Below are 20225 nucleotides of genomic sequence, written 5' to 3' on the forward strand. Positions count from 1 at the left end.
GTCTTCGGTCACCTCCGGTCATGATGGGTCCATGCTGCACACGACCGCTTCCGCTGCCTTTCTGACGCAGCGCCGAGTCATCGACTTCGGCGTGGCGTGCAGCGCGCGCTGTCGCTGAACATCCGGCTTCCCCCTTTCTTCCGCTTTTCCGCGGTCCAGCTGTACGCGTCGGTCCCTTTCCTTTCCTGCTGACGTGTGACAGCCGCTGAGGCCTGCCCTCTCCGGGACATTCCCCCCTTTTTTTCTCTTTCTCTTCACGGAAGCGGTCCACTCATGCCCTCTTTCTCCTGGGACGAGCCCGAAGGTCTCGCGCCGCGCGGCACCTTGATCGTGCTGGCCGGGCGCGGTGAACACGGCGGTGTGTACGAGCGGTTCGGCCGCCGGCTCGCCTTCGACGCCTACCGGGTGCGCGCCCTGGGCGACGCCTCGGCCGACCCTGGCGTCCTCGACGAGGCCGCCAAGCTGCTCGCCGACGAGTCGCTGCCCGGCCCGAAGGTCCTGGTCGGCTCCGACACGGGCGCCGCGTACGCCGTCCGGCTCGCCGCCGGCGCCGACGCGCTGATCCTGGCCGGTCTCCCCAACGGCCCCTGGGAGGCGGCGAGTTGGGAGGAGGAGGCCGAGGAGCGCACCGGGTGCCCGACGCACCGGGGCCGGCTGACGGACGACGCAGCGTTCCGCCGGGGCGCCCTCGCGGCCCCGGCCGATCTGCCGCGCCTGGACCTCGTGACGGTGCCGGTGCTCGCGCTGCACGGCGCCGACGACGCGATCAGCCCGCTGCCGGCGGCCCGTGCCGTGTACGCGGATCATCCGGTGCGGCTGGTGACGTTCCGGGGCGGCCGGCACGACGTCCTCAACGACGCCCTGCACCGCACGGTCGCCGCGACGGTCGTCCTCTTCCTGGAGCGCCTGCGGCTGTCCGCCGAGTCCCCGGCACCCCGTGAACTCCCCCTGATCGCCGAGGAGTCGGCATGAGTGTGACGATCACCGCGACGCAGCTGTCGGCCCGACTCGCCTCCTCCCGCCCGCCCGTTGTGCTCGACGTCCGCTGGGCGCTGGGCGATCCGCACGGCCGTGACCACTACGCCGACGGGCATGTCCCGGGCGCGGTCTACGTCGACCTCGACACCGAACTGGCGGCGCCCCCGAGCCCCGAGGCCGGCCGGCATCCCCTGCCCGGCCTCGCCGACTTGCAGACGGCGGCCCGCAGTTGGGGCATCTCGGCGGGCACCCCGGTCGTCGTGTACGACGACCTCGGCAACACGGCGGCGGCGCGGGCCTGGTGGCTGCTGCGTTATGCCGGTCTCTCCGAAGTGTCTTTGCTGGACGGGGCGTTGGGCGCCTGGAAGGCCGCCGGGCTGCCGCTGGAGTCGGGGGTGCCGCAGGCTCCGGCGCCCGGGGACGTCGTCCTCAAGGCGGGCGCGCTGGCCGTCGTCGACGCGGACGGCGCCGGTCAACTCGCCGCCGACGGGCTGCTGTTGGACGCGCGGGCCGGTGAGCGGTACCGGGGTGAGGCCGAGCCGGTGGATGCGCGGGCCGGGCACATCCCGGGGGCCGTGTCGGCGCCGACCGGGGAGAACCTCACGGCGGACGGGCGGTTCCGTCCGGCCGGGGAGCTGCGGGAGCGGTTCGCGGAGAAGGGCGCCGAAAGCGGCGTACCGATCGGGGTGTACTGCGGTTCCGGGGTGACGGCCGCGCATCAGATCGCGGCGCTGGAGATCGCCGGGTTCGAGGCGGCGCTGTTCCCCGGGTCCTGGTCGGCGTGGTCGGCCGATCCGGAGCGTCCGGCGGCGGCCGGCGGGGGGACGTCATGACGGCCCAGACCGTGGCGGCGCCGGCGAAGGCCGCGGGACGGGTCACCCTGCGCGGGACGGCGAAAGCGGCGCGGCGGTTCGACGTGCCGCGTTCCGTGCGGCGTTCGGCGGGTCCGCTCGGGCTCGTGCTGCTGTGGTTCGTGACCTCGGCGACCGGGCTGCTGCCGGAGTCGGTGCTGGCCTCGCCGGTCGACGTCCTGAAGCAGGCCGTCGAGCTGACGAAGAGCGGTGAACTGCCCGGTGCCATCGCGGCGTCGGGGCGGCGGGCGGCGACCGGGTTCCTGATCGGGGCCGTGATCGCGGTCGCGCTGGCGCTGACGGCCGGGCTGTTCCGGCTCGGCGAGGACGTCATCGACTCCTCGATGGGCATGTTCCGGGCGATCCCGTGGGTGGGTCTGATCCCGCTGTTCATCGTGTGGTTCGGGATCGAGGAGACCCCGAAGGTCGCGCTGGTCGCGCTCGGGGTGACGTATCCCCTGTACTTCAACATCTACGGCGGCATCCGCTCCACGGACGCGGGGCTCGTCGAGGCGGCGCGGATGATGGGGCTGGGGCGGCTGGGGCTGATCCGGTACGTGATCCTGCCGAGCGCGCTGCCCGGTGCTCTCGTGGGGCTCCGGTACGCCCTGTCGACGGCGTGGCTCGCGCTGGTCTTCGCCGAGCAGGTCAACGCGGACGCGGGGCTCGGCTATCTGATGAGCAACGCGCAGCAGTACTTCCGTACCGACGTCATCGTGCTCTGCCTCGTCGTGTACGCGCTGCTCGGCCTGGTGTGCGACTTCGCCGTGCGGGTGCTGTCGCGGCGGCTGCTGTCCTGGCGGGCCAACTTCGAGGGGGAGGCGTAGAGATGGGCAACAGCGTGGAGACACGGGGGCTTTCGCGGGCCTTCGACGGGCGGACGGTGCTGCACGAACTCGAACTGGACATCCGGGACGGGGAGTTCGTGGCGCTGCTCGGGCACAGCGGGTGCGGCAAGTCGACGCTGCTGCGGATTCTCGCGGGGCTCGACGAGAGAATCGGCGGCGAGGTGACGGTGCCGCTGCGGCGCAGTGCCGCGTTCCAGTCGCCGCGTTTGCTGCCGTGGCTGAAGGTGTGGCGCAACGTCGTCCTCGGCCTTCCGGGCGCCGACCGGGAGTCGGCGCTTCGGGCGCTCGACGAGGTGGGGATCGCGGACCGGGCCGACGTGTGGCCGAAGACGCTCTCCGGCGGTCAGGCGCAGCGGGTCTCGCTGGCCCGGGCGCTGGTGCGGGAGCCCGAACTCCTTTTGCTGGACGAGCCGTTCGGGGCGCTGGACGCGCTGACGCGCGGCAAGGTGCAGCAGTTGGTCGCCGAGCTGTGGCGTTCGCACGGCTGCGCGATCCTCCTGGTCACGCACGACGTCGAGGAGGCGCTGCTGCTCGCCGACCGGATTCTCGTCATGGACGAGGGCCGTATCGCGCACGAACTGACCGTCACCCTGCCCCGCCCGCGTGACCTGACCGCCCCTCAATTCGTGTCCCAGCGCGCCCAGTTGCTGGGCTGGCTCGGCGTGACCCGCACTCTGGAAGGAACCCTCTCGTGATCCGCAGACTCGCCGCCGCCGCGCTGAGCCTCACCGCCCTGCTGTCGCTGACGGGCTGCGGCGGCGCCGCCTCGGCGAAAGACGGCCAGGTGACGCTCACCATCGGCGACCAGGCCAAGACACTTCAGACGATCGTCGCCGCGTCGGACGCGCTCAAGGGCGCCGGGTACAAGGTGAAGTGGGCCGAGTTCGAGGGCGCGGCGCCGCTGTTCCAGGCCGTGCAGGCGGGCGCCGCCGACACGACCTTCTCCGCCGACCTGCCCGCGCTGCAAGCCCTCAGCGGGGGCGTGAAGTTCAAGAACGTGGCCGCGCTGAAGAACGACGGCCGGCACGTCGGGATCGTCGTCCGCAAGGACTCGGGGATCGCGCGTATGGAGGATCTCAAGGGCCAGAAGGTCGTGGTGTCGTCCGCGAAGGGCAGCATCGCGGAGTATCTGCTGGCCAACGCCCTTCAGCAGGCCGGGCTTAAGTACGCGGACGTGCAGGTGCAGTATCTGCTGCCGACCGACGCGCAGGCCGCGTTCGCTTCCGGGAAGATCAAGGCCTGGGCGACGTTCGGGGTGTATCAGGCGGTCGGCCTGGAGCAGGGCGGCCGGCTGCTGGTCGACGGCGGGGACGGGCGGGTCAGCGGGTACGGCTTCATCGGCGCCTCCGAGAAGGCCCTCGCGGACTCCGGCAAGAAGGCCGCCCTGGGCGACTTCCTGAAGCGGCTCGGTACGGCCCTGAAGTGGACCAGCACTCATCAGGACGCGTACGCGCAGGCCATCGAGTCGCGCAACGGCGCCGACGCGTCGGTCGCCAGGACGCTCGCCTCCGCCGCGTACAGCCAAGTCCTGCCGGTGACACCGGAGATCGACAGGGCCGTGCAGGGGGTGGCCGACCTCATGAACGGGATCGGGGTCCTGGAACCCAACGTCGACGTGGCTGCGGCGGCCGACACCTCCGTCCTCAAGTGACCTATCCGAAAAGGGAGTTGACCACCATGCCGGTCGAGTTCATCAGCGCCGTCCACACCGACGCCGGGGCCTCGGGGCCCGCCGCGGCCAGCCGTACGGGACTGGACGTGTCGTATCTGCGACGCTACGCCCGGGCGTTGGACGACGGCGGTTTCGACCACACGCTCGTCGCCTATCACTCCGCGTCCCCGGACGCCTTCCAGATCGCCCAGTTCGTCGCCACGCACACCGAGCGGGTGCGGCCGATCCTGGCGCACCGGCCGGGCGTTATTTTCCCGACGCACGCCTCGCGGGCGCTGGCCACGCTGGACCGGCTCAGCGGGGGGCGGCTGACGCTGCACATCATCTCCGGGGGCAGCGAGGAGGAGCAGCGCCGGGAGGGTGATTACCTCAACAAGGCGGAGCGGTACGAGCGTTCGGACGAGTACATCCAGATCCTGCGCAAGGTGTGGGAGTCCGACGGGCCCGTCTCGCACGAGGGCAAGTACTTCCGTTTCGAGGGCTACCATTCCGACGTCAAGCCGGTGCACGGGCTCGTGCCGGTCTCGGTGGGCGGGTCCTCGCAGGACGCGTACCGGGTCGGCGGGCAGCAGGGGGACATCTTCGGGCTGTGGGGCGAGCCGCTGAAGGAGACGGCGGAGCAGATCGCCGCCGTCAACGCGGTGGCCGACGCGGCCGGGCGGCAACGGCCGCGGATCTGGGTGTCGTTCCGTCCGATCATCGCGGCCACGGACGAACTGGCGTGGGAGAAGGCGCACTTGACGCTGGGGGCGCTCAAGGACCAGGCCCGGAACACCGAGTTGCTGCGGCACTACCGCACCGACGGACGGCCCGCGAACGTGGGTTCGCAGCGGCTGCTGGACATCGCGGGGCGGGGCGAGGTGCACGACCGGTGCCTGTGGACCGCGCCGGCGGTGGCGACCAACGCGGCGGGGGCCTCCACGGCGCTGGTGGGGTCGCCGGAGACGGTCGCGAAGGCGTTGCTGGACTACGTGGACATCGGGTGCGACCTGCTGTCGATCCGGGGCTACGACCCGCTGAACGACGCGATCGACTACGCGCGGCACGTCCTGCCCCTGGTGCGGCAGGAGCTGGCGCACCGCGCGGCCGGCGCCCAGGCCGCCTGATCCCCTCCCCCGGTCACGAACACCCTTATGGAGACCCCGTGTTGCTTCGCCGTGCCCTTTTCCCGGCCGCCGCCGTCGCCCTGCTGCTGCCCTTCCTGGCGGCCTGCGGGGGCGACGCCCAGGCCGACTCGCCCAAGGACGTCACCCTGCGCGTCGGCGCGACCGGCTGGAAGGTCGAGGAGGCCGCCTTGAAGTTCGCGCACCTCGACGACACGCCCTACCGCGTGAAGTGGAGCGTGTTCCAGGGCGGTGACAAGCAGTTGGAGGCCGTCCGCGCGGGCGCCCTCGACCTCGCCGCCTCCAGCGAGATCCCGCCCGTCTTCGCCACCGCCGACGGCAAACCCAACTTCAAGGTGGTCGCCGTGCAGGAGGGCGCCACGCTCAACCAGGAGGTCGTCGTCCCCAAGGACTCCAAGGTCACGGACATCGCCGGGCTGAAGGGCAAAACCGTCGGGTACGTCAAGAACACCACCGCGCACTACTTCCTGTACGAGCTGCTGAAACGGGCGGGGCTGAAGTGGACGGACATCGAGGCCAAGCCACTGCTGCCCAATGACGGGCTGGCGGCGCTGAACGGCGGTTCCATCGACGCGTTCGCCTCATACGGGACGTCGGTCATCACCGCGCATCAGCAGGGCGCGCGGACGATCGGTTCGGGGGCGGACATCCTGTCGGGGAACTTCCTGTGGTCGGCGCGCGACAGCGTCCTGAAGAGCGCGGCGCAGAAGGAGGCGGCCGCCGACCTGATCGCGCGGATCACGAAGGCGTACGCGTACATCCGTGCCGGCCGGGAGGCCGCGTTCGCGAAGGTCGTCTCCGCCGCCACCCACCAGCCGCTCGCGCAGGCCCAGGCGGACCTGGTGGCGCAGCAGAAGCAGCGGCCGACGAAGGCCCGTACGGTCGACGACGCGGCGGTCGCCTCCCAGCAGAAGGTCGCGGACGTCTTCACGGAGCTGGGCGCGATCCCGTCCCGGCTGGACGTGAAGTCGTTCTGGACGACCGACCTCGACACCGACCTGGAGAAGGCCCTGTGAGCGCCGCCGAGAAGACCGTCCGCATCGCCGAACTGGCCCCCGAGCACGACCGCTCGGGCGCGTTCCCCGCCGAGTCCCTGCGCGTGGCCCATGAGGCGGGCCTGCTGACGGCGACCATAGGCGAGCGCTACGACGGCCCGGGCGCCGGTGTGGAGGAGTCCGCGCGGATCCTGCACCACCTGGGCCGGCTGGACCCGTCGGTGGCGCTGATCGCGGCGATGACCCTGGCCACCCACGCGCGCCAGGCGGCGCAGCCGCACTGGCCGGACGAGCTGTACGCGCGCGTGGTGACCGAGTCGTTCATACGACCGGTGCACATCAACCACGCGCGCGTGGAGCCCGAGTTGGGTTCCCCCGCGCGCGGGGGCCTGCCGTCGACCCGCGCGCGGCGCACGGCCGGCGGGTGGGCGATCGAGGGGACGAAACGGTTCGTGACCGGCGCGGACGGCCTGGACTGGTTCCTGGTGTGGGCGACGACCGACGAGGCCGAGCCGCGCGTGGGGACGTTCCTGGTGCCGGGCGGCTCCCCGGGGATCGAGGTGACCGGGCGCTGGGATCAGCTGGGGCTGCGGGCGAGCGGGAGTCACGATGTGACGTTCCAGGGGGTCGAGGTGCCGTACGACCAGGTCATCGGTCTTGGGCCGCACGGTCCCGGTGCCGAGCAGGACAACCGCGCGGGGGCCGCGCTGCATCTGCCGCTGGCGGCGCTGTACTTGGGGGTGGCGCGGGCGGCGCAGGAGTTCTTCCGGACGTTCGCCCACGCGCGCGTGCCGGCCAACCTGGGGCATCCGGTGGCCCGTACGGAACGTTTCCGGCGGGCGGCGGGGGAGATCGAAGTGCTGCTGGCCGGGGCGGAGGGGCTGGTGTTCGGCGGGGCCGCGCGGCTGGACGCGCAGGACGCGTCGTACCGCCCGGAGGAGGCTCTGGGTGCGCGGGTGCTGGCCGACCGGCACGCGGTGCGGGCGGTGGGGCTCGCGGTGCGGCTGCTGGGGAATCCGGGGCTCGCCCGGGGCAATCCGCTGGAGCGGCACTTCCGGGACGTGCAGTGCGCGCCGGTGCACGCGCCGCAGGAGGACGTGGCGCTGCTGGCGGTCGGCGGGAAGGCGCTGGGGCTGTGACGGCCAGGGAACCCCAGGCCCGGGAGTCTCAGGCCCGGGAACCCCAGGCCCAGTTGCTCGGGCTCCTCGCGCGGGACCTGCCGCCGGACCAGCTGGACACCGACCCGCGCGCGCTGGCGGAGCGTTCCGTCGACCGTTCGGGGACGCGCCCGGACGGTCTGCCGCTGGCGGTGGTCCACGCGCGGCGGACACGGGACGTGAGCGCGGTGCTGCGGCACGCGCACGCACTGGGTGTGCCGGTCGTCCCCCGGGGCGCCGGTACGGGTCTTTCGGGGGGCGCGTCGGCGGGTGAGGGTTCGCTGGTGCTCGACCTGTCGGGCATGGACCGGATCGTCGAACTCGACGCGGACGACCAACTGGCCGTCGTGGAGGCGGGGGTGGTGACGGCCGACCTGGACCGGGCGGCGCTCGCGCACGGTCTGCGGTACGCGCCCGACCCGGCGAGCGCCGCCTGGTCGACGATCGGCGGGAACATCGCGACGAACGCGGGCGGGCTGCGGTGCGCGAAATACGGGGTGACCCGGGACAGCGTGCTGGGCCTGGAGGCGGTCCTGGCCGACGGGACGGTCGTGCGCACGGGCCGCCGTACGGTCAAGGGGGTCACCGGGTACGACCTGACGGCGCTGCTGACGGGTTCGGAGGGGACACTGGCGGTGATCACGTCGGCGACGGTGCGGCTGCGGCCGGTGCCGGTGGCCTCGGCGACGGTGGCGGCGTACTTCGCGTCGTTCGAGGCGGCGGCGCGGGCGTCGTACGCCATCGCGCGCGCGGGGGTGGTGCCCGCGCTCGCGGAGCTGCTGGACGGGCCGGTGCTGGAGGCGATCGATCCGGACCTGCGCGCGCGGGGGGAGGCGTTGCTGGTGGTGCAGTGCGACGGGGCGGGGGCCGGGGTGGAGGCGGCGGCGGTGACCGGGGTGCTCGCGCCGCTCGCGGTGTCCGTCGAGACCACCGAGGACCCCGTGGAGGCGGAGGCGCTGCTGGCGGCGCGCAGGCAGGCGCTGCCCGCGCTGGAGCGGCTGGGGCGGCCGCTGATCGAGGACATCGCGGTGCCGAGGTCGCGGCTGGCGGAGGCGGCCCGGGAGATCCGGGCGATCTCGGCGCGCCACGGTGTGCCGGTGTTCACGCTCGCCCACGCCGCCGACGGCAATCTGCATCCGATCGTCGTCGTGGACCCGGCGCTGGAGCGGCTGCCGGACGCGGCGTGGGAGGCGGCCGGGGAGATCTTCGCGCTGGCGCTGCGGCTGGGCGGGACGCTCACCGGGGAGCACGGCGTGGGGGTGCTGAAGCGGCAGTGGGTCGCGGAGGAGCTGGGGCCGGCCGCGTACGCCCTCCACAGGCGCCTGAAGGCGGCGTTCGACCCCACGGGCATCCTGAACCCCGGGAAGGGCCTGTGAGGCTCCTGTGAGGCCGCTGAGCGGCTTCTGAAGCCCTGCCGGCCGGCTCCCTCAGCTCCCCAGCAGCGTCAGCACCCCCGTCACCGTCGTCACCTTGATCAGCGGCTGGTACCCGTCCATCGCCTCCAGCGCCTTCGCGTGCGAGGTGTCGTTCGTGCCGGCGCAGGCGTCCGCCGCCACCAGGACCTCGACGCCCGCGTCGACGGCGGCCAGCGCCGTGGACAGCACGCTGCCGTCGGTGGTGACCCCGGCGAGGACCAGCCGCCCGTGCGGGGCGACGCGTCGGGCGAGTTCGGGGCTCCACTTGCCGAAGCCGGGGGTGTCCAGGACGTGGGGGGTGCGCTCGTCGAAGCCGTCCGTCAGCTGCCACAGGGCGGCGTCGGGCGGCTGGAGGGCGAACGGCCAGCGGGTGTAGTAGGCCCGCCAGGCGCCGGCGGGGACGGCGGGGGCGACGAACCGGGTGAAGGTGACGTCGTCGGCGAAGGCCGGCAGCAGGCGTCGTACGGCCTTGGCGGCCTGGTGGTAGCGGGGGGCCACCCAGGGGCTGGTGGGGTCGGCGAAGACGTGTTGCATGTCGATGACGGCGAGGTGGGTCATGCGGCGGCCTCCTGTGTGCCGAGGCCGGGTGTCCCCGCCACAAGCGCTGAAGCGTTTCTGCCAAGGGGGTCCGTCATCCTCGTCGACCTGTCTGCCGGGTGGGGGCTTGTCACGGCCCGGGACTGTGTCCTACCCGGCCGGGACCCGGACCGCACCGCGGGGAGCCATGACCTTCCCCACGGTGCGGTCTCGGGACCCGTCGCCTCAGGCGCCGAGTTCCGCCGTGCGCGGAGGGTCGGCGCGCAGTCCGCGGGCGATCGCCGCGGCGGCGGCGTGGACGTGCGGCGCCACGCGCGCGGGCTGCACGGCCTCGGCGTTGCCGACCAGTCCGACGGCGGCGACGACCATCCCGCGCGCGTCGCGCACGGGCACCGAGAACCCGCTGTAGCCCTGGGTGAAGGTGCCGTGGGCGACGGCGTGGCCGTCGCGCCGCACCTTCACCAGGCAGCGGCGCAGCGCCGTGCCGTCGGTCACCGTGGCGGCGGTGTAGGCGCGCAGGGGCCCGGAGCAGATCTCGCTCTGGACGCTCTCCCCCGCGTGCGCGAGGAGCACGAGTCCGACCGCCGACGCGTGCAGCGGTACCCGGCGGCCCCCGTCGCCGCCGGCGCCGCTGAAGTCGGGGTCGTCGGAGACGACGACGAGGCAGACGCTCTCGGTGCCGTCCTTGATGGCGATCATGGCGGCGGCGGACGTCTGTCCGTGCAGCCCGACCAGGTGGGGGTGGGCGAGTTCGGCCAGGGTCGCGGAGCGCGGCGCCAGGGCTCCGGTCTCCCACAGGCGCAGGCCGATGCTGTAGCCGCCGTCGGCGGAGCGCTCCAGGGCGCCCCAGCCGCTGAGTTTGTTGACGATGCGGTGCACCGTGGCCACGGGCAGGCCCGAGCGGCGGCTGAGGTCGCTGAGCGACAGGGTCCGGTTGTCCCGGTCGAAGGCGGCGAGGATGCTCAGCGTCCGGTCGACGACCGAGCGCTCCGGTGCGGCGGAGTGGGGAGTGGTCATCCCGTTCAGATTCCCTTCACCTTCATGACGATTGGTGCTTGCTGTGGCGTGCGTGCTGACACGTGTGTGCACCAAGTGACACGTGTGTGTACCAGAAGTGATCTGGCATCGGGCGACCACCTCTATGATTGAAGCCTCAAGTGGCCAGTGAAAGGTCGATTCCGGAACGTCCATGGTCGATTTCGCTTCGTTACCGATACCCGTCGTCCCCTACTCCCCCGTCTGCCGGCCCGGTCTCGGTATCGCGATGACGGATCTGCGTAAGTTGCGCGGTATGGGTGACCTGGGGTTCCTCGCCGCCCCCCACCGACTCGACTTCCATCAGATCCTGCTGGTCACGGCGGGCTCAGGCACCTTCTGCCTGGACTCGCACGGGGTCACCTGCCGGCCGGGAACCCTGCTGTGGACCCGCCCGAACCAGGTCATCCAGTTCAAGATGGACCCCGAACTGGACGCCCGCATCATCATGTTCACGGAGTCGTTCCCGCTCCAGATGAGCGCGCACATGGGGATGCTCGACGATGTGCTGCGCCCTTCGCACTGGCATCTCTACGACGACGAGCTCTCGGCGTTCAGCCGGGTGCTCGATCTCATGGGGGAGGAGTTCGACCGGCCCGACCAGGGTCTCGGCGAGGAGCTGCTGAAGCATCTGCTGGCCGTCGTCCTGCTGCACATCGACCAGATGTGCCGGCTGCGCCACCGCGACCGGATGGCCTTCACCGGCGAGAACGGCGAGCTGTTCCTCAGGTTCCGCCGCGAGCTGGACCGCTCGTACCGCTCGACGCGGCTGGTGGAGGACTACGCCGCCGCGCTGAGCTGTTCGCCGCGGGCTCTCGCGCGGGCCTGCCGGGCGATCGCCGGGACCTCCACGAAGGACCTCATCGACGCCCGCGTGGCCCTGGAGGCGCGCCGGCTGCTGGTGCACACCGATCTGCCGATCAGCGCGATCGCGCGGCAGCTCGGATTCTCCGAGGTGACGAACTTCGGCAAGTTCTTCACCCGCCGGATCAATATGACGCCGGGCGCCTTCCGGCGTGAGGCCAAGAGGGGCAACCAGCCCTGACGTGAGCGGAGTGACCGGCTCCTTAACCTGCTGGTCACTTCGCTTTCGGCGGGGTCTACGCCCGTCAACCCGGATTTCTTTCCACTCCTCGGAAGACTGGTTGTTCCGGATTCCGAAAGCTGGCAAGACTGTGCCCTGCGTGCTCCGGGTGACCGTCTGAGAGCACAGCCCCACGTATTGCCACTCCCCCCATCCACCCGCGCCGGCGATCCGCTCATCGCCACGCGTCGGCGTACCCCCCAGGGAAGGACGACCAACATGGCCGCAGTGACCGCTCCCGAGGCCGAGTCCTGGCTCATCGAGAAGATCGCGCACCGTCTTGGCGTGGCGACCGCGGAGGTCTCGCCCGAGGTGTACTTCGACGAACTCGACCTCGACTCGACCGAAGCCCTCATCCTGGCCGGCGAGTTGGAGAACTGGCTCGGCTTCGAGCTGAGCACCACGACCCTCTGGTACCACCCCACGGTCAAGGACCTCGCCGGATACCTGGCCGAGGAGAGTGCGCAGCGTGCGACCGCCGCGTGAGGCACCCCCGGTCGCGCTGGAGCTGAGACCGGCCGCGCCTGGGGGACGCACGGTGTACGTCGTGCACCCCGGGGCGCTGCCCGCGCGGGTCCACCGCGGGCTCGCGGCGGCGCTCCCCGAGGGCGACGGACTGACCGTCCTCGACCTGGGCGCGGTCCCCGCCTACGCCGAAGCGGCCCTGACCGGGGGCCGCGCGGCGACCACCCTCGACGCCCTCGCCGCCGGGCTGCTGGCCGCGATGGGCGAGCCGGACGGCCCCTACGCGCTGGCCGGCTGGTCCTTCGGCGGGGTCCTCGCCCTCGCCATGACCCACGCGCTGCCCCCGGGCCGGCGCCCGCAGCGGCTCGTCGTCCTCGACAGCATCGCCCCCACCGAGGAGTACAAACAGCCCGACGACGCACTTCAACCCGCCCTGCTGCTCGACTGGTTCGCCATGTACCTCGGTGCCAAGCGGGGCCGGGACGTGGCGCTGCCGCCCGGCGCGCTCGACGGCGCCGGCACCGACGAGGGCCTGCCCGTCGTCCTGGAGGCCGCCACCGCCGCCGGCGCCCTCCTCCCGGACACCTCGCTCCCGGGACTGCGCAAGCTGTACGACACCTACGTCGACGGCCTGCTGCGCAACAACCGGCTCACCGCCCCGCACCAGGCCCGGCCGGCCCCGCTGCCGGTGGTACTGGTCAAGGCCGAGCGGAGCCTGGTCCCCGCCGACGACACCCTGGGCTGGCTGCCGCTCGCCCCGCACGGGCTGACCGTGCACCTCGCCCCCGGCGACCACTACACGATGCTCAGCCGCCCCGACGCCCTCGGGCTGACCGCGGCCGTCCTGTCGGCCGGCTGAGCACCCCTCTCCCCCTTCCTCCAGCTCGACCTCATCACGTCCCGCGCGTCAGGGCGCCGTCCCCCCTTGCCCGCGCGCGCCGACGCGACACGCCCCGCCACGCGCCGCTGAGCCATGCCCGCGTCCGGGACGTCCCGCACCGTACGAGCGGTGCGCCGCCCTGCCCTCATCCGCCGGACGACGGGACGCCGTCCCCCTGGCCGCCCCGACGCCGCCCCGTCGCCATCGACCAAGAGAGCCTCGCCGTGAACGCTTCGCCTTCTCCCGACCTCGACCGCAGGCTGGCCCGCGACCCGATCGCGATCGTCGGCCTGTCCGCCCTCTACCCCAAGTCGCGTGACCTGCGCGAGTTCTGGGCGAACGTGGTGTCGGCCGCCGACTGCATCGAGGACGTGCCCGCGACGCACTGGGACGTGTCGCAGCACTACGACCCCGACCCCGCCGCGCCCGACAAGACGTACGCCAAGCGGGGCGGCTTCGTGCCCACCGTCCCGTTCAACCCGCTGGAGTTCGGGCTGCCGCCCAACACCCTGGAGGTCACCGACGTCCTCCAGCTGCTCAGCCTGATGGTCGCCCGCGACCTGCTGAAGGACGCGGGCGCCGACCAGGACTGGTACGACCCCTCGCGCACCGGTGTCGTCCTCGGGGTGACCGGCGCCAACCAGCTGACACAGCCGCTGACTTCGCGGTTGCAGACACCGGTCCTCAAGGAGGTCGTGCGCTCCTGCGGCCTGTCCGAGCGGGACGCCGACGAGATCGCGGAGAAGTTCAAACTCGCCTTCGCGCCCTGGGAGGAGAACTCCTTCCCCGGCATGCTCGGCAACGTCGTCGCCGGCCGCATCGCCAACCGGCTCGACCTCGGCGGCACCAACATGACGATCGACGCGGCCTGCGCCAGCTCGCTCGGCGCGGTCAAGGCCGCCGTCAGCGACCTGCTGGAGCGGCGCGCGGACACGATGCTGGTGGGCGGCTGCGACGCCGAGAACACCATCTTCATGTACCTGTGCTTCAGCAAGACGCCCGCGTTCTCCAAGCAGGGCCGCATCCGCCCCTTCGACGCGGACGCCGACGGCACCCTCATCGGCGAGGGTATCGGCATGCTGGCGCTGCGCCGGCTCTCCGACGCCGAACGCGACGGCAACCGGATCTACGCGGTGCTGCGCGGCATCGGCTCCTCCAGCGACGGCCGCTTCAAGTCGATCTACGCCCCCCGCAAGGAGGGCCAGATGACGGCGCTGCGCCGCGCCTACGAGGACGCCGACTGCTCCCCCGCCTCCGTCGAGCTGTTCGAGGCGCACGGCACCGGCACGGCCGTCGGCGAGGCGACCGAGCTGTCCGCGCTCGCGGCCGTCCTCAAGGAGTTCACCGGGGAACGGCAGTTCGCGGCCGTCGGCAGCGTCAAGTCGCAGATCGGGCACACCAAGGCGGCGGCCGGCGCGGCCGGCATGATCAAGCTGGCCCTGGCCCTGCACCACAAGCTGCTGCCGCCCACCATCAACGTCGACCGGCCCAACCCGGCCCTCGACTGGGCGGCCAGCCCCTTCTACGTCGGCACCCGCACCCGCCCCTGGCTGCGCGACCCGGCGCGCCCCGAACGCCGGGCAGGCGTCTCGTCGTTCGGCTTCGGCGGCACCAACTTCCACGTCGTCCTCCAGGAGCACGGCGACGGCGACGACCTCCAAGTCATGTTCCCCGTCAGCCGGGTTCACCTCTGGCACGCGCCCTCCGTCGGCCAACTCGCCCAGGCCGTCACGGAGTCCGACGCGGACGCCACCCCGGCCCCGGCCGGCCACCCGCGCCTCGCACTGGTCGCCGGCACCGCCGCCGAACTGGCCGAACTGCGCCTGCTGGCCGCCGCCGAACTGCGCGCGAAGCCGGACGCGGAGAGCTGGTCGCACCCCAAGGGCGTGTACTACCGCCGCGAAGCGGCCCGACTCGGCCAGGTGGCCGCGCTGTTCGCGGGCCAGGGCAGCCAGTACGTCGACCCCGGCCGCACCGCCGTCCTCGCCCTGCCCCCGCTGCGCGCCGCCTTCGACCAGGCCAACGCGGCCTTCGCCGGGCACGAACTCCCGCTGTCCCGCGTCGCGTTCCCGCCGCCCGCCTTCGACGAGGTGACCCGCGCCGACCAGGCGAGCGCCCTGCGGCAGACCGAGTACGCCCAGCCCGCGATCGGCGCGCTGGCCGCCGGCCACTTCCGCTACCTCACCGAACTCGGCTTCGCCGCCGACGGGTTCCTCGGCCACAGCTTCGGCGAGCTGGCCGCGCTGTGGGCGGCCGGCGCCCTCGACGACGACACCTACTTCGCGCTGGCCCGGGCCCGGGGCGCGGCGATGGCCCCGCCCGCCGACGCGGACTTCGACGCGGGCGCGATGGCCGCGATCACCGCGCCCGAGCAGCGGGTGCGTGAACTCCTTGAGCAGCACCCGGAGTTGACGGTCTGCAACCGCAACGCGCGGGACCAGATCGTGGTCGGCGGCGCCACCGAGGTCGTCGAACGCCTCGTCGCCGGCGCCGAGCAGGCGGGCGTGCGCATCCTGCGGCTGCCGGTCTCCGCCGCCTTCCACACCCCGTTCGTCGCCCACGCCGTCGAGGAGTTCGGCCGCGCGGTCGCGGACGCGGAGATCCGTGAGCCCGGCCGCCCGGTGTTCGCCAACTCCCCCGGCGCGTCCTACGGTCCGGACGTCGCGGCCAACCGGCGCACGCTGGTCGAACAGCTCGTCAAGCCGGTCGAGTTCGCCGACCGCGTCGAGGAGATGTACGCCGCCGGGTTCCGCACGTTCGTCGAGTTCGGCCCCAAGGGGGTGCTGACGCAGCTGGTGCGCCGCGTCCTCGGCGAGCGGGAGCACGCCGCCGTGCAGCTCGACCCGGGTGACAAGGGCGACGCCGAGGTCACGCTGAAGCGGGCCGTCGCCCAACTGGCGGTGCTGGGGCTGCCGTTGGCGACCGCCGACCGGTACGTCGCCGAGGCGCCGGCCGCCCTGCCGGTCAAGGGGATGACCGTGCCGCTGAACGGGATCAACCATGTGCCGGAGGCTCGGCGGGCGGCTTATCGGGATGCGGTGGAGAACGGGTATCGGGTGGCGGTGCCTGCGGCTGCGGCTGGAGTCGGGGTCGCTGCTGGGGCTGCGGCTCCTGTCTCGGTCCCGGCGTCCGCTGTTCCGGTGCTCCATGTCCCCGCGGCTGCCGCCGCTCCCTCCCCCGCTCCGGTCGCCCTGGCCGTCGAGCCGTCGCCCGTGCCCGCGTCCCTGCATGTCCTGGAGAGCCAGTTGATGGAAGAGGAACTCCGGGCGTCGGCCCCTGCCGCCGTCCCCGCCGCCGCGCCGGTCTCCGCCCCCGCGCCCGCCGCCTCCGCTGCCGGCTCCGGCTCCGGCTCCGGTGCCGACCGGCTGACCGGGCTGATCGCGGATCACCTCGCGTTGCACGACGACTATCTGACCGGTCAACTCTCCAGCGCGCAGCGGCTGATGGGGCTGCTGGAGCGGGCCGAGGAGCAGGGGCGCGTCGACGCGGTACTGCCCGGGGTCTCCTCCGTGAAGGAGCACGGGCTCGCGATCGGGCGGGCGCATGTGCGGGCCAATGAGGTGCTGCGGGATCTGGCGGCGCTGGAGTACGGGGCGGCGCCGGCCGGTGCCGTGGAAGTGCCGGCCGCGCCGGCCGCGCTGGTGGGCGAGATCGCGTCTGCCGCTGCACTTGCCCCTGCGGCTCCTGTCGCTTCCATCGCTCCTGTCACTCCGGCCGCTCCCGTCGCTCCCGTCGCTGAGATCGCCCCGGCCGCCCCCGCGCTGCCTCCGGCGCCTCCGGCCGCCCCCGCCTCCAGCACCCCCGAGGCCCCCGAGCCCACCGAGGCCTCGGAAACCGACATCCAGGCCGCGCTGCTGGCCATCGTCGCCGAGAAGACCGGCTACCCCGCCGACATGCTCGACCTTGAGATGGACGTGGAGGCTGACTTGGGCATCGACTCCATCAAGCGCGTCGAGATCATGGGCGTGCTCCAGGAGAAGTTCCCGAGCCCCACGCCGGTCGGGCCCGAGCAGCTGGCCGAACTCCGCACGCTGAACGAGATCGTGGGCTTCGTGCTGAACCTGGGCGGCCGTCCGGTGGGCGCGCCGCGTGTCGCCGCGGCCGCCGTCCCCGCCGCCGCTGTGCGGGCCCCGCTCGTCGAGGTCGCCAGTGTGCAGGACATCGCCGCCGCGCTGCTGGGCGTCGTGTCGGAGAAGACCGGGTACCCGGCGGAGACGCTGGACCTCGACATGGACGTCGAGGCGGACCTGGGTATCGACTCGATCAAGCGGGTCGAGATCATGGGCGTGTTGCAGGAGAAGTTCCCGAGCCCCACGCCGATCGGCCCCGAGCAGCTCGCCGAACTCCGCACGCTGAACGAGATCGTGGGCTTCGTCTTCGAGCTGAACGCCCCGGAGGGTTCGGCAACTCCGGCTGCCACCACGGCGGTTGAGACCCCGGCCGTCTCGTCCGCCGATGTACGGGCCGCGCTGCTGGACGTGGTGGGCCAGAAGACCGGGTACCCGGCGGACATGCTGGACCTGGGCATGGACATCGAGGCCGACTTGGGCATCGACTCCATCAAGCGGGTCGAGATCATGGGCGTGTTGCAGGAGAAGTTCCCGAGCCCGGCGCCGGTCGGGCCCGAGCAGCTCGCCGAACTCCGCACGCTCGACGACATCGTCAACTTCGTTTCGGGGCTGGGCGGTTCGGACGCTCCGGTCGCCGCGCCCGCGCAGGCCGAGGTCATGCGGACCGAGGCCGTCGTACCCGCCGCGCTCGGCCGTGGTCAGGCCGTTCTCGTCGAACTGCCCGTTCCGGACCGGCTCGTCGGGGCCTGTTCGCAGGGTGGCGGGGTGCTGGTCGTGGACGACGGCAGTGATGTCGCGCGGGCCACCGCGGCGCGGCTCGGGGAGGGGGGCCGGCAGGTGCGGGTGCTGCGGCTGCCCGGTGTTCCGCAGCGGATCGCGGGCGGTGCCGATGCCGCGCTGACCGGCTGGGGTGCCACCGAACTCGCCTCGCGGGTCGAGGAGTTGAGCGCCGGGGGCGTGCAGCTGGTGGTGGTGTTCGCGGCGGCCGGCGGGGTGCCGTGGGCGGAGGGGGTGCGGCGGCTCGCGCACACGCTGCTGGTCGCCAAGCATGTCGTGGGGCCGCTGGAGTCGGCCGCGCGCGACGGTCACCGGGCCGGGTTCGTGACCGTGACGCGGCTGGACGGCGCCTTCGGTCTCACCGGTGTCGCCGAGGAGGCCGCGCCGGCCGGCGGGATCGGCGGTCTGGTCAAGACCCTCGCGGTCGAGGCCCCGTCGGTGTTCACCCGGGCGCTGGACCTGGCGCCCGCGCTGGACGCGGACAGCGCCGCCGCACTGGTCGTGGAGGAGCTGTACGACGCCGCTGTCACGCCGGTCCAGGTGGGCCGGGACGGGACGCGGCGGGTGGCGCTGACGCTGGGCGAGGTCCCGGCGGCGCCGTCGACCGCGCCGGTCGGGGTGGGCGCCGGTGACCTGCTGGTCGTGACCGGCGGGGCGCGCGGGATCACCGCCCGCTGCGTGGGCGCGCTGGCCGTGCGGCACCGGCCCGGTCTGCTGCTGCTCGGGCGGACCGCGCTGGGCGAAGAGCCCTTGTGGGCAAAGGGAGTTGACGACCCGTCCGCGCTGAAGGCCGCTGCCGCCGGGCAGTTGAAGCAGGAGGGCGAGAAGCCGACCCCGCGCCGGGTGGAGCAGCTGTTCCAGGCGGTCGTGGGTGAGCGTGAGGTGCGGGCGACGCTCGCGGAGCTGCGGGCGGCCGGCAGTGAGGCCGAGTACCTGGCCGTGGACATCACGGACGCCGCCGCGACGGCCGCCGCGCTGGCGCCGTACCGGGAGCGGGTCACGGGGGTCGTGCACGGCGCCGGGGTCCTCGCGGACCAGCTGATCCCGGCGAAGAAGGCCGCCGAGATCGAGCGGGTGCTGTCGGTCAAACTGGGCGGTCTGCGCTCGGTGCTGGCCGCGCTGGACGCCGAACGGCTGCGGCACGTGCTGCTGTTCTCGTCGGTCGCCGGGTTCTTCGGCAACCGGGGGCAGTCGGACTACGCGATGGCCAACGAGGTGCTGAACACCTGGGCGGCGTCCTTCAAGCAGACGCACCCGCGGGCGCACGTGACCTCGCTGAACTGGGGCGCGTGGGACAGCGGGATGGTGTCGCCGCAGATCAAGGCGGTGTTCGAGGAGCGCGGGATCGTGCTGATCCCCGAGGACACCGGAGTGGCCCTGTTCACCGAGCAGTTCGACCCGGCGCGCGCCGGTGACGTCGTAACCGTCCTCGGTCCCACGACGCCGCTGTCGGCGCCCAAGGCGGTGGTGCCGGGCGCGGCCGTGCTGGAGCGTGATCTGTCGGCGCTGACCGGTGCGCCGCTGGTCGCGGACCACGTCATCGGGGACGCTGCGGTGCTGCCGGCGGTGGCGGCGCTGGGCTGGGCCGCCGGCGCGGTGGAGCGGCTGACCGGCCGACTCGTGGGCCAGGTACGGGAGTTCGTGGTGCAGAAGGGCGTCGTCTTCGACGGGTCCCTGGACGCCGGGCGCTTCCAGCTCGCGGTCGAGCCGGGCGCGGACGGCACGGAGGCCGGGGTGCAGATCCGGTCGGTGGCCGCCGACGGGACCGTACGGCCGCACTTCGCGGCGCGCGCCGTGCTCGGTGAACTCGCCGCGCGTCCGGCCGCGTTGGCCCTGCCCGCCTTCGGGGGCGGCGAGGACGCGCGGAAGTTCTACACCGACGGGACGCTGTTCCACGGGGAGTCGCTGCGTGGGCTGCGGCGGGTGCTCGAGGCGGGTGAGGGGCGGCTCGTCGTCGAGTGCCTGCTGGCCGAACACCGGCCCGAGGGCGGGGCGTTCGCGTCCTCGCGGCTCGCGCCGGGGACGGCCGACCTGCTGCTCCAGGCCGCGCTGGTGTGGATGCGGCTGAACAAGGACACCGCGAGTCTGCCGATGTCGGTGGCGCGGGCCGATCTGTTCGAGGCGCTGCCGGACGGCGAGCCGTTCGCCGTGGTGGTGGAGCCGGTCGCGGTGAACGGGACGGGCGCGACCCTGACCGTCACCGCGTGCGCCCCCGACGGCCGGGTCCTGGCCCGGTTCACCGAGGTGTCCGTCCTGTCCACCCCGCAGCTGGCCGCCAAGTTCGCGAACCGCTGAGCCGTACCGGACCACGGCGGACGGCCCCCGCGAAGGGGCCGT

15 protein-coding genes are annotated in these 20225 nt (G+C 73.0%); 13 read left to right on the plus strand and 2 right to left on the minus strand.

Translation table 11 applies throughout. The annotated features are described in order from the left end of the window. The first annotated feature begins 273 nt into the window (after nt 1-273). Genes ACYUD3_RS08510 through ACYUD3_RS08550 form a run of 9 tightly spaced genes read left to right on the plus strand, consistent with a single transcriptional unit; the run spans nt 274 to nt 9001 of the window. Nucleotides 274-972 carry an alpha/beta hydrolase gene (locus tag ACYUD3_RS08510; protein WP_470966172.1) on the plus strand — a complete coding sequence of 233 codons (699 nt, stop codon included), beginning with the start codon at nt 274-276 and terminating at the stop codon, nt 970-972. Next, nucleotides 969-1811: a sulfurtransferase gene (locus ACYUD3_RS08515; protein WP_470966174.1), complete on the plus strand. Its 843-nt coding sequence runs from the start codon at nt 969-971 to the stop codon at nt 1809-1811. The genes ACYUD3_RS08510 and ACYUD3_RS08515 overlap by 4 nt, the downstream gene beginning before the upstream one ends. Next, nucleotides 1808-2656, plus strand: a complete 849-nt coding sequence (locus ACYUD3_RS08520; protein WP_470966176.1) for an ABC transporter permease — start codon at nt 1808-1810, stop codon at nt 2654-2656. The genes ACYUD3_RS08515 and ACYUD3_RS08520 overlap by 4 nt, the downstream gene beginning before the upstream one ends. Nucleotides 2657-2658: 2 nt before the next feature. Next, the gene (locus tag ACYUD3_RS08525) at nt 2659-3372 is read left to right on the plus strand and encodes an ABC transporter ATP-binding protein (RefSeq protein ID WP_470966178.1); all 714 of its coding nucleotides are present in this window, start codon (nt 2659-2661) and stop codon (nt 3370-3372) included. After that, on the plus strand, nt 3369-4328 hold the full coding sequence (locus ACYUD3_RS08530; protein ID WP_470966181.1) for an ABC transporter substrate-binding protein: 960 nt from the start codon (nt 3369-3371) through the stop codon (nt 4326-4328). Before ACYUD3_RS08525 ends, ACYUD3_RS08530 begins: the two co-directional genes overlap by 4 nt. Before the next feature lie 26 nt (nt 4329-4354). Beyond that, complete coding sequence (locus ACYUD3_RS08535) at nt 4355-5455, plus strand: LLM class flavin-dependent oxidoreductase (RefSeq protein ID WP_470966184.1); 1101 nt, start codon at nt 4355-4357, stop codon at nt 5453-5455. Between the two features lie 38 nt (nt 5456-5493). Further along, nucleotides 5494-6489 (plus strand): ABC transporter substrate-binding protein, encoded by a 996-nt coding sequence (locus ACYUD3_RS08540; RefSeq protein ID WP_470966187.1) that lies wholly within the window; start codon nt 5494-5496, stop codon nt 6487-6489. Next, complete coding sequence (locus tag ACYUD3_RS08545; RefSeq protein WP_470966189.1) at nt 6486-7607, plus strand: acyl-CoA dehydrogenase family protein; 1122 nt, start codon at nt 6486-6488, stop codon at nt 7605-7607. The genes ACYUD3_RS08540 and ACYUD3_RS08545 overlap by 4 nt, the downstream gene beginning before the upstream one ends. Next, a complete protein-coding gene (locus tag ACYUD3_RS08550) occupies nt 7604-9001 on the plus strand; it encodes an FAD-binding oxidoreductase (protein ID WP_470966192.1) in 1398 nt (465 codons plus the stop codon). The genes ACYUD3_RS08545 and ACYUD3_RS08550 overlap by 4 nt, the downstream gene beginning before the upstream one ends. 51 nt (nt 9002-9052) lie before the next feature. Here ACYUD3_RS08550 and ACYUD3_RS08555 read toward each other — a convergent pair whose 3' ends face one another. After that, nucleotides 9053-9598: a cysteine hydrolase family protein gene (locus ACYUD3_RS08555; protein WP_470966195.1), complete on the minus strand. Its 546-nt coding sequence runs from the start codon at nt 9596-9598 to the stop codon at nt 9053-9055. Nucleotides 9599-9802: 204 nt separating this feature from the next. Further along, entirely contained in the window at nt 9803-10594 is a 792-nt protein-coding gene (locus ACYUD3_RS08560; RefSeq protein WP_470966197.1) for an IclR family transcriptional regulator, read from the minus strand. A 274-nt stretch (nt 10595-10868) separates the two neighbouring features. Here ACYUD3_RS08560 and ACYUD3_RS08565 point away from each other — a divergent pair, with 274 nt between their 5' ends. The 4 genes from ACYUD3_RS08565 to ACYUD3_RS08580 all read left to right on the plus strand — a co-directional run bounded on the left by ACYUD3_RS08565 (nt 10869) and on the right by ACYUD3_RS08580 (nt 20183). Continuing rightward, nucleotides 10869-11657, plus strand: coding sequence for an AraC family transcriptional regulator (locus ACYUD3_RS08565; RefSeq protein ID WP_470966200.1), 789 nt, complete (start codon nt 10869-10871; stop codon nt 11655-11657). 258 nt (nt 11658-11915) lie between these two features. After that, nucleotides 11916-12182 (plus strand): acyl carrier protein, encoded by a 267-nt coding sequence (locus tag ACYUD3_RS08570; RefSeq protein ID WP_470966202.1) that lies wholly within the window; start codon nt 11916-11918, stop codon nt 12180-12182. Further along, entirely contained in the window at nt 12166-13020 is an 855-nt protein-coding gene (locus tag ACYUD3_RS08575; RefSeq protein ID WP_470966205.1) for a thioesterase domain-containing protein, read from the plus strand. The genes ACYUD3_RS08570 and ACYUD3_RS08575 overlap by 17 nt, the downstream gene beginning before the upstream one ends. Before the next feature lie 245 nt (nt 13021-13265). Next, nucleotides 13266-20183, plus strand: coding sequence for an SDR family NAD(P)-dependent oxidoreductase (locus tag ACYUD3_RS08580; RefSeq protein WP_470966208.1), 6918 nt, complete (start codon nt 13266-13268; stop codon nt 20181-20183). Nucleotides 20184-20225: the final 42 nt, after the last annotated feature.

This window comes from Streptomyces sp. AMJ-169, assembly GCF_055597585.1.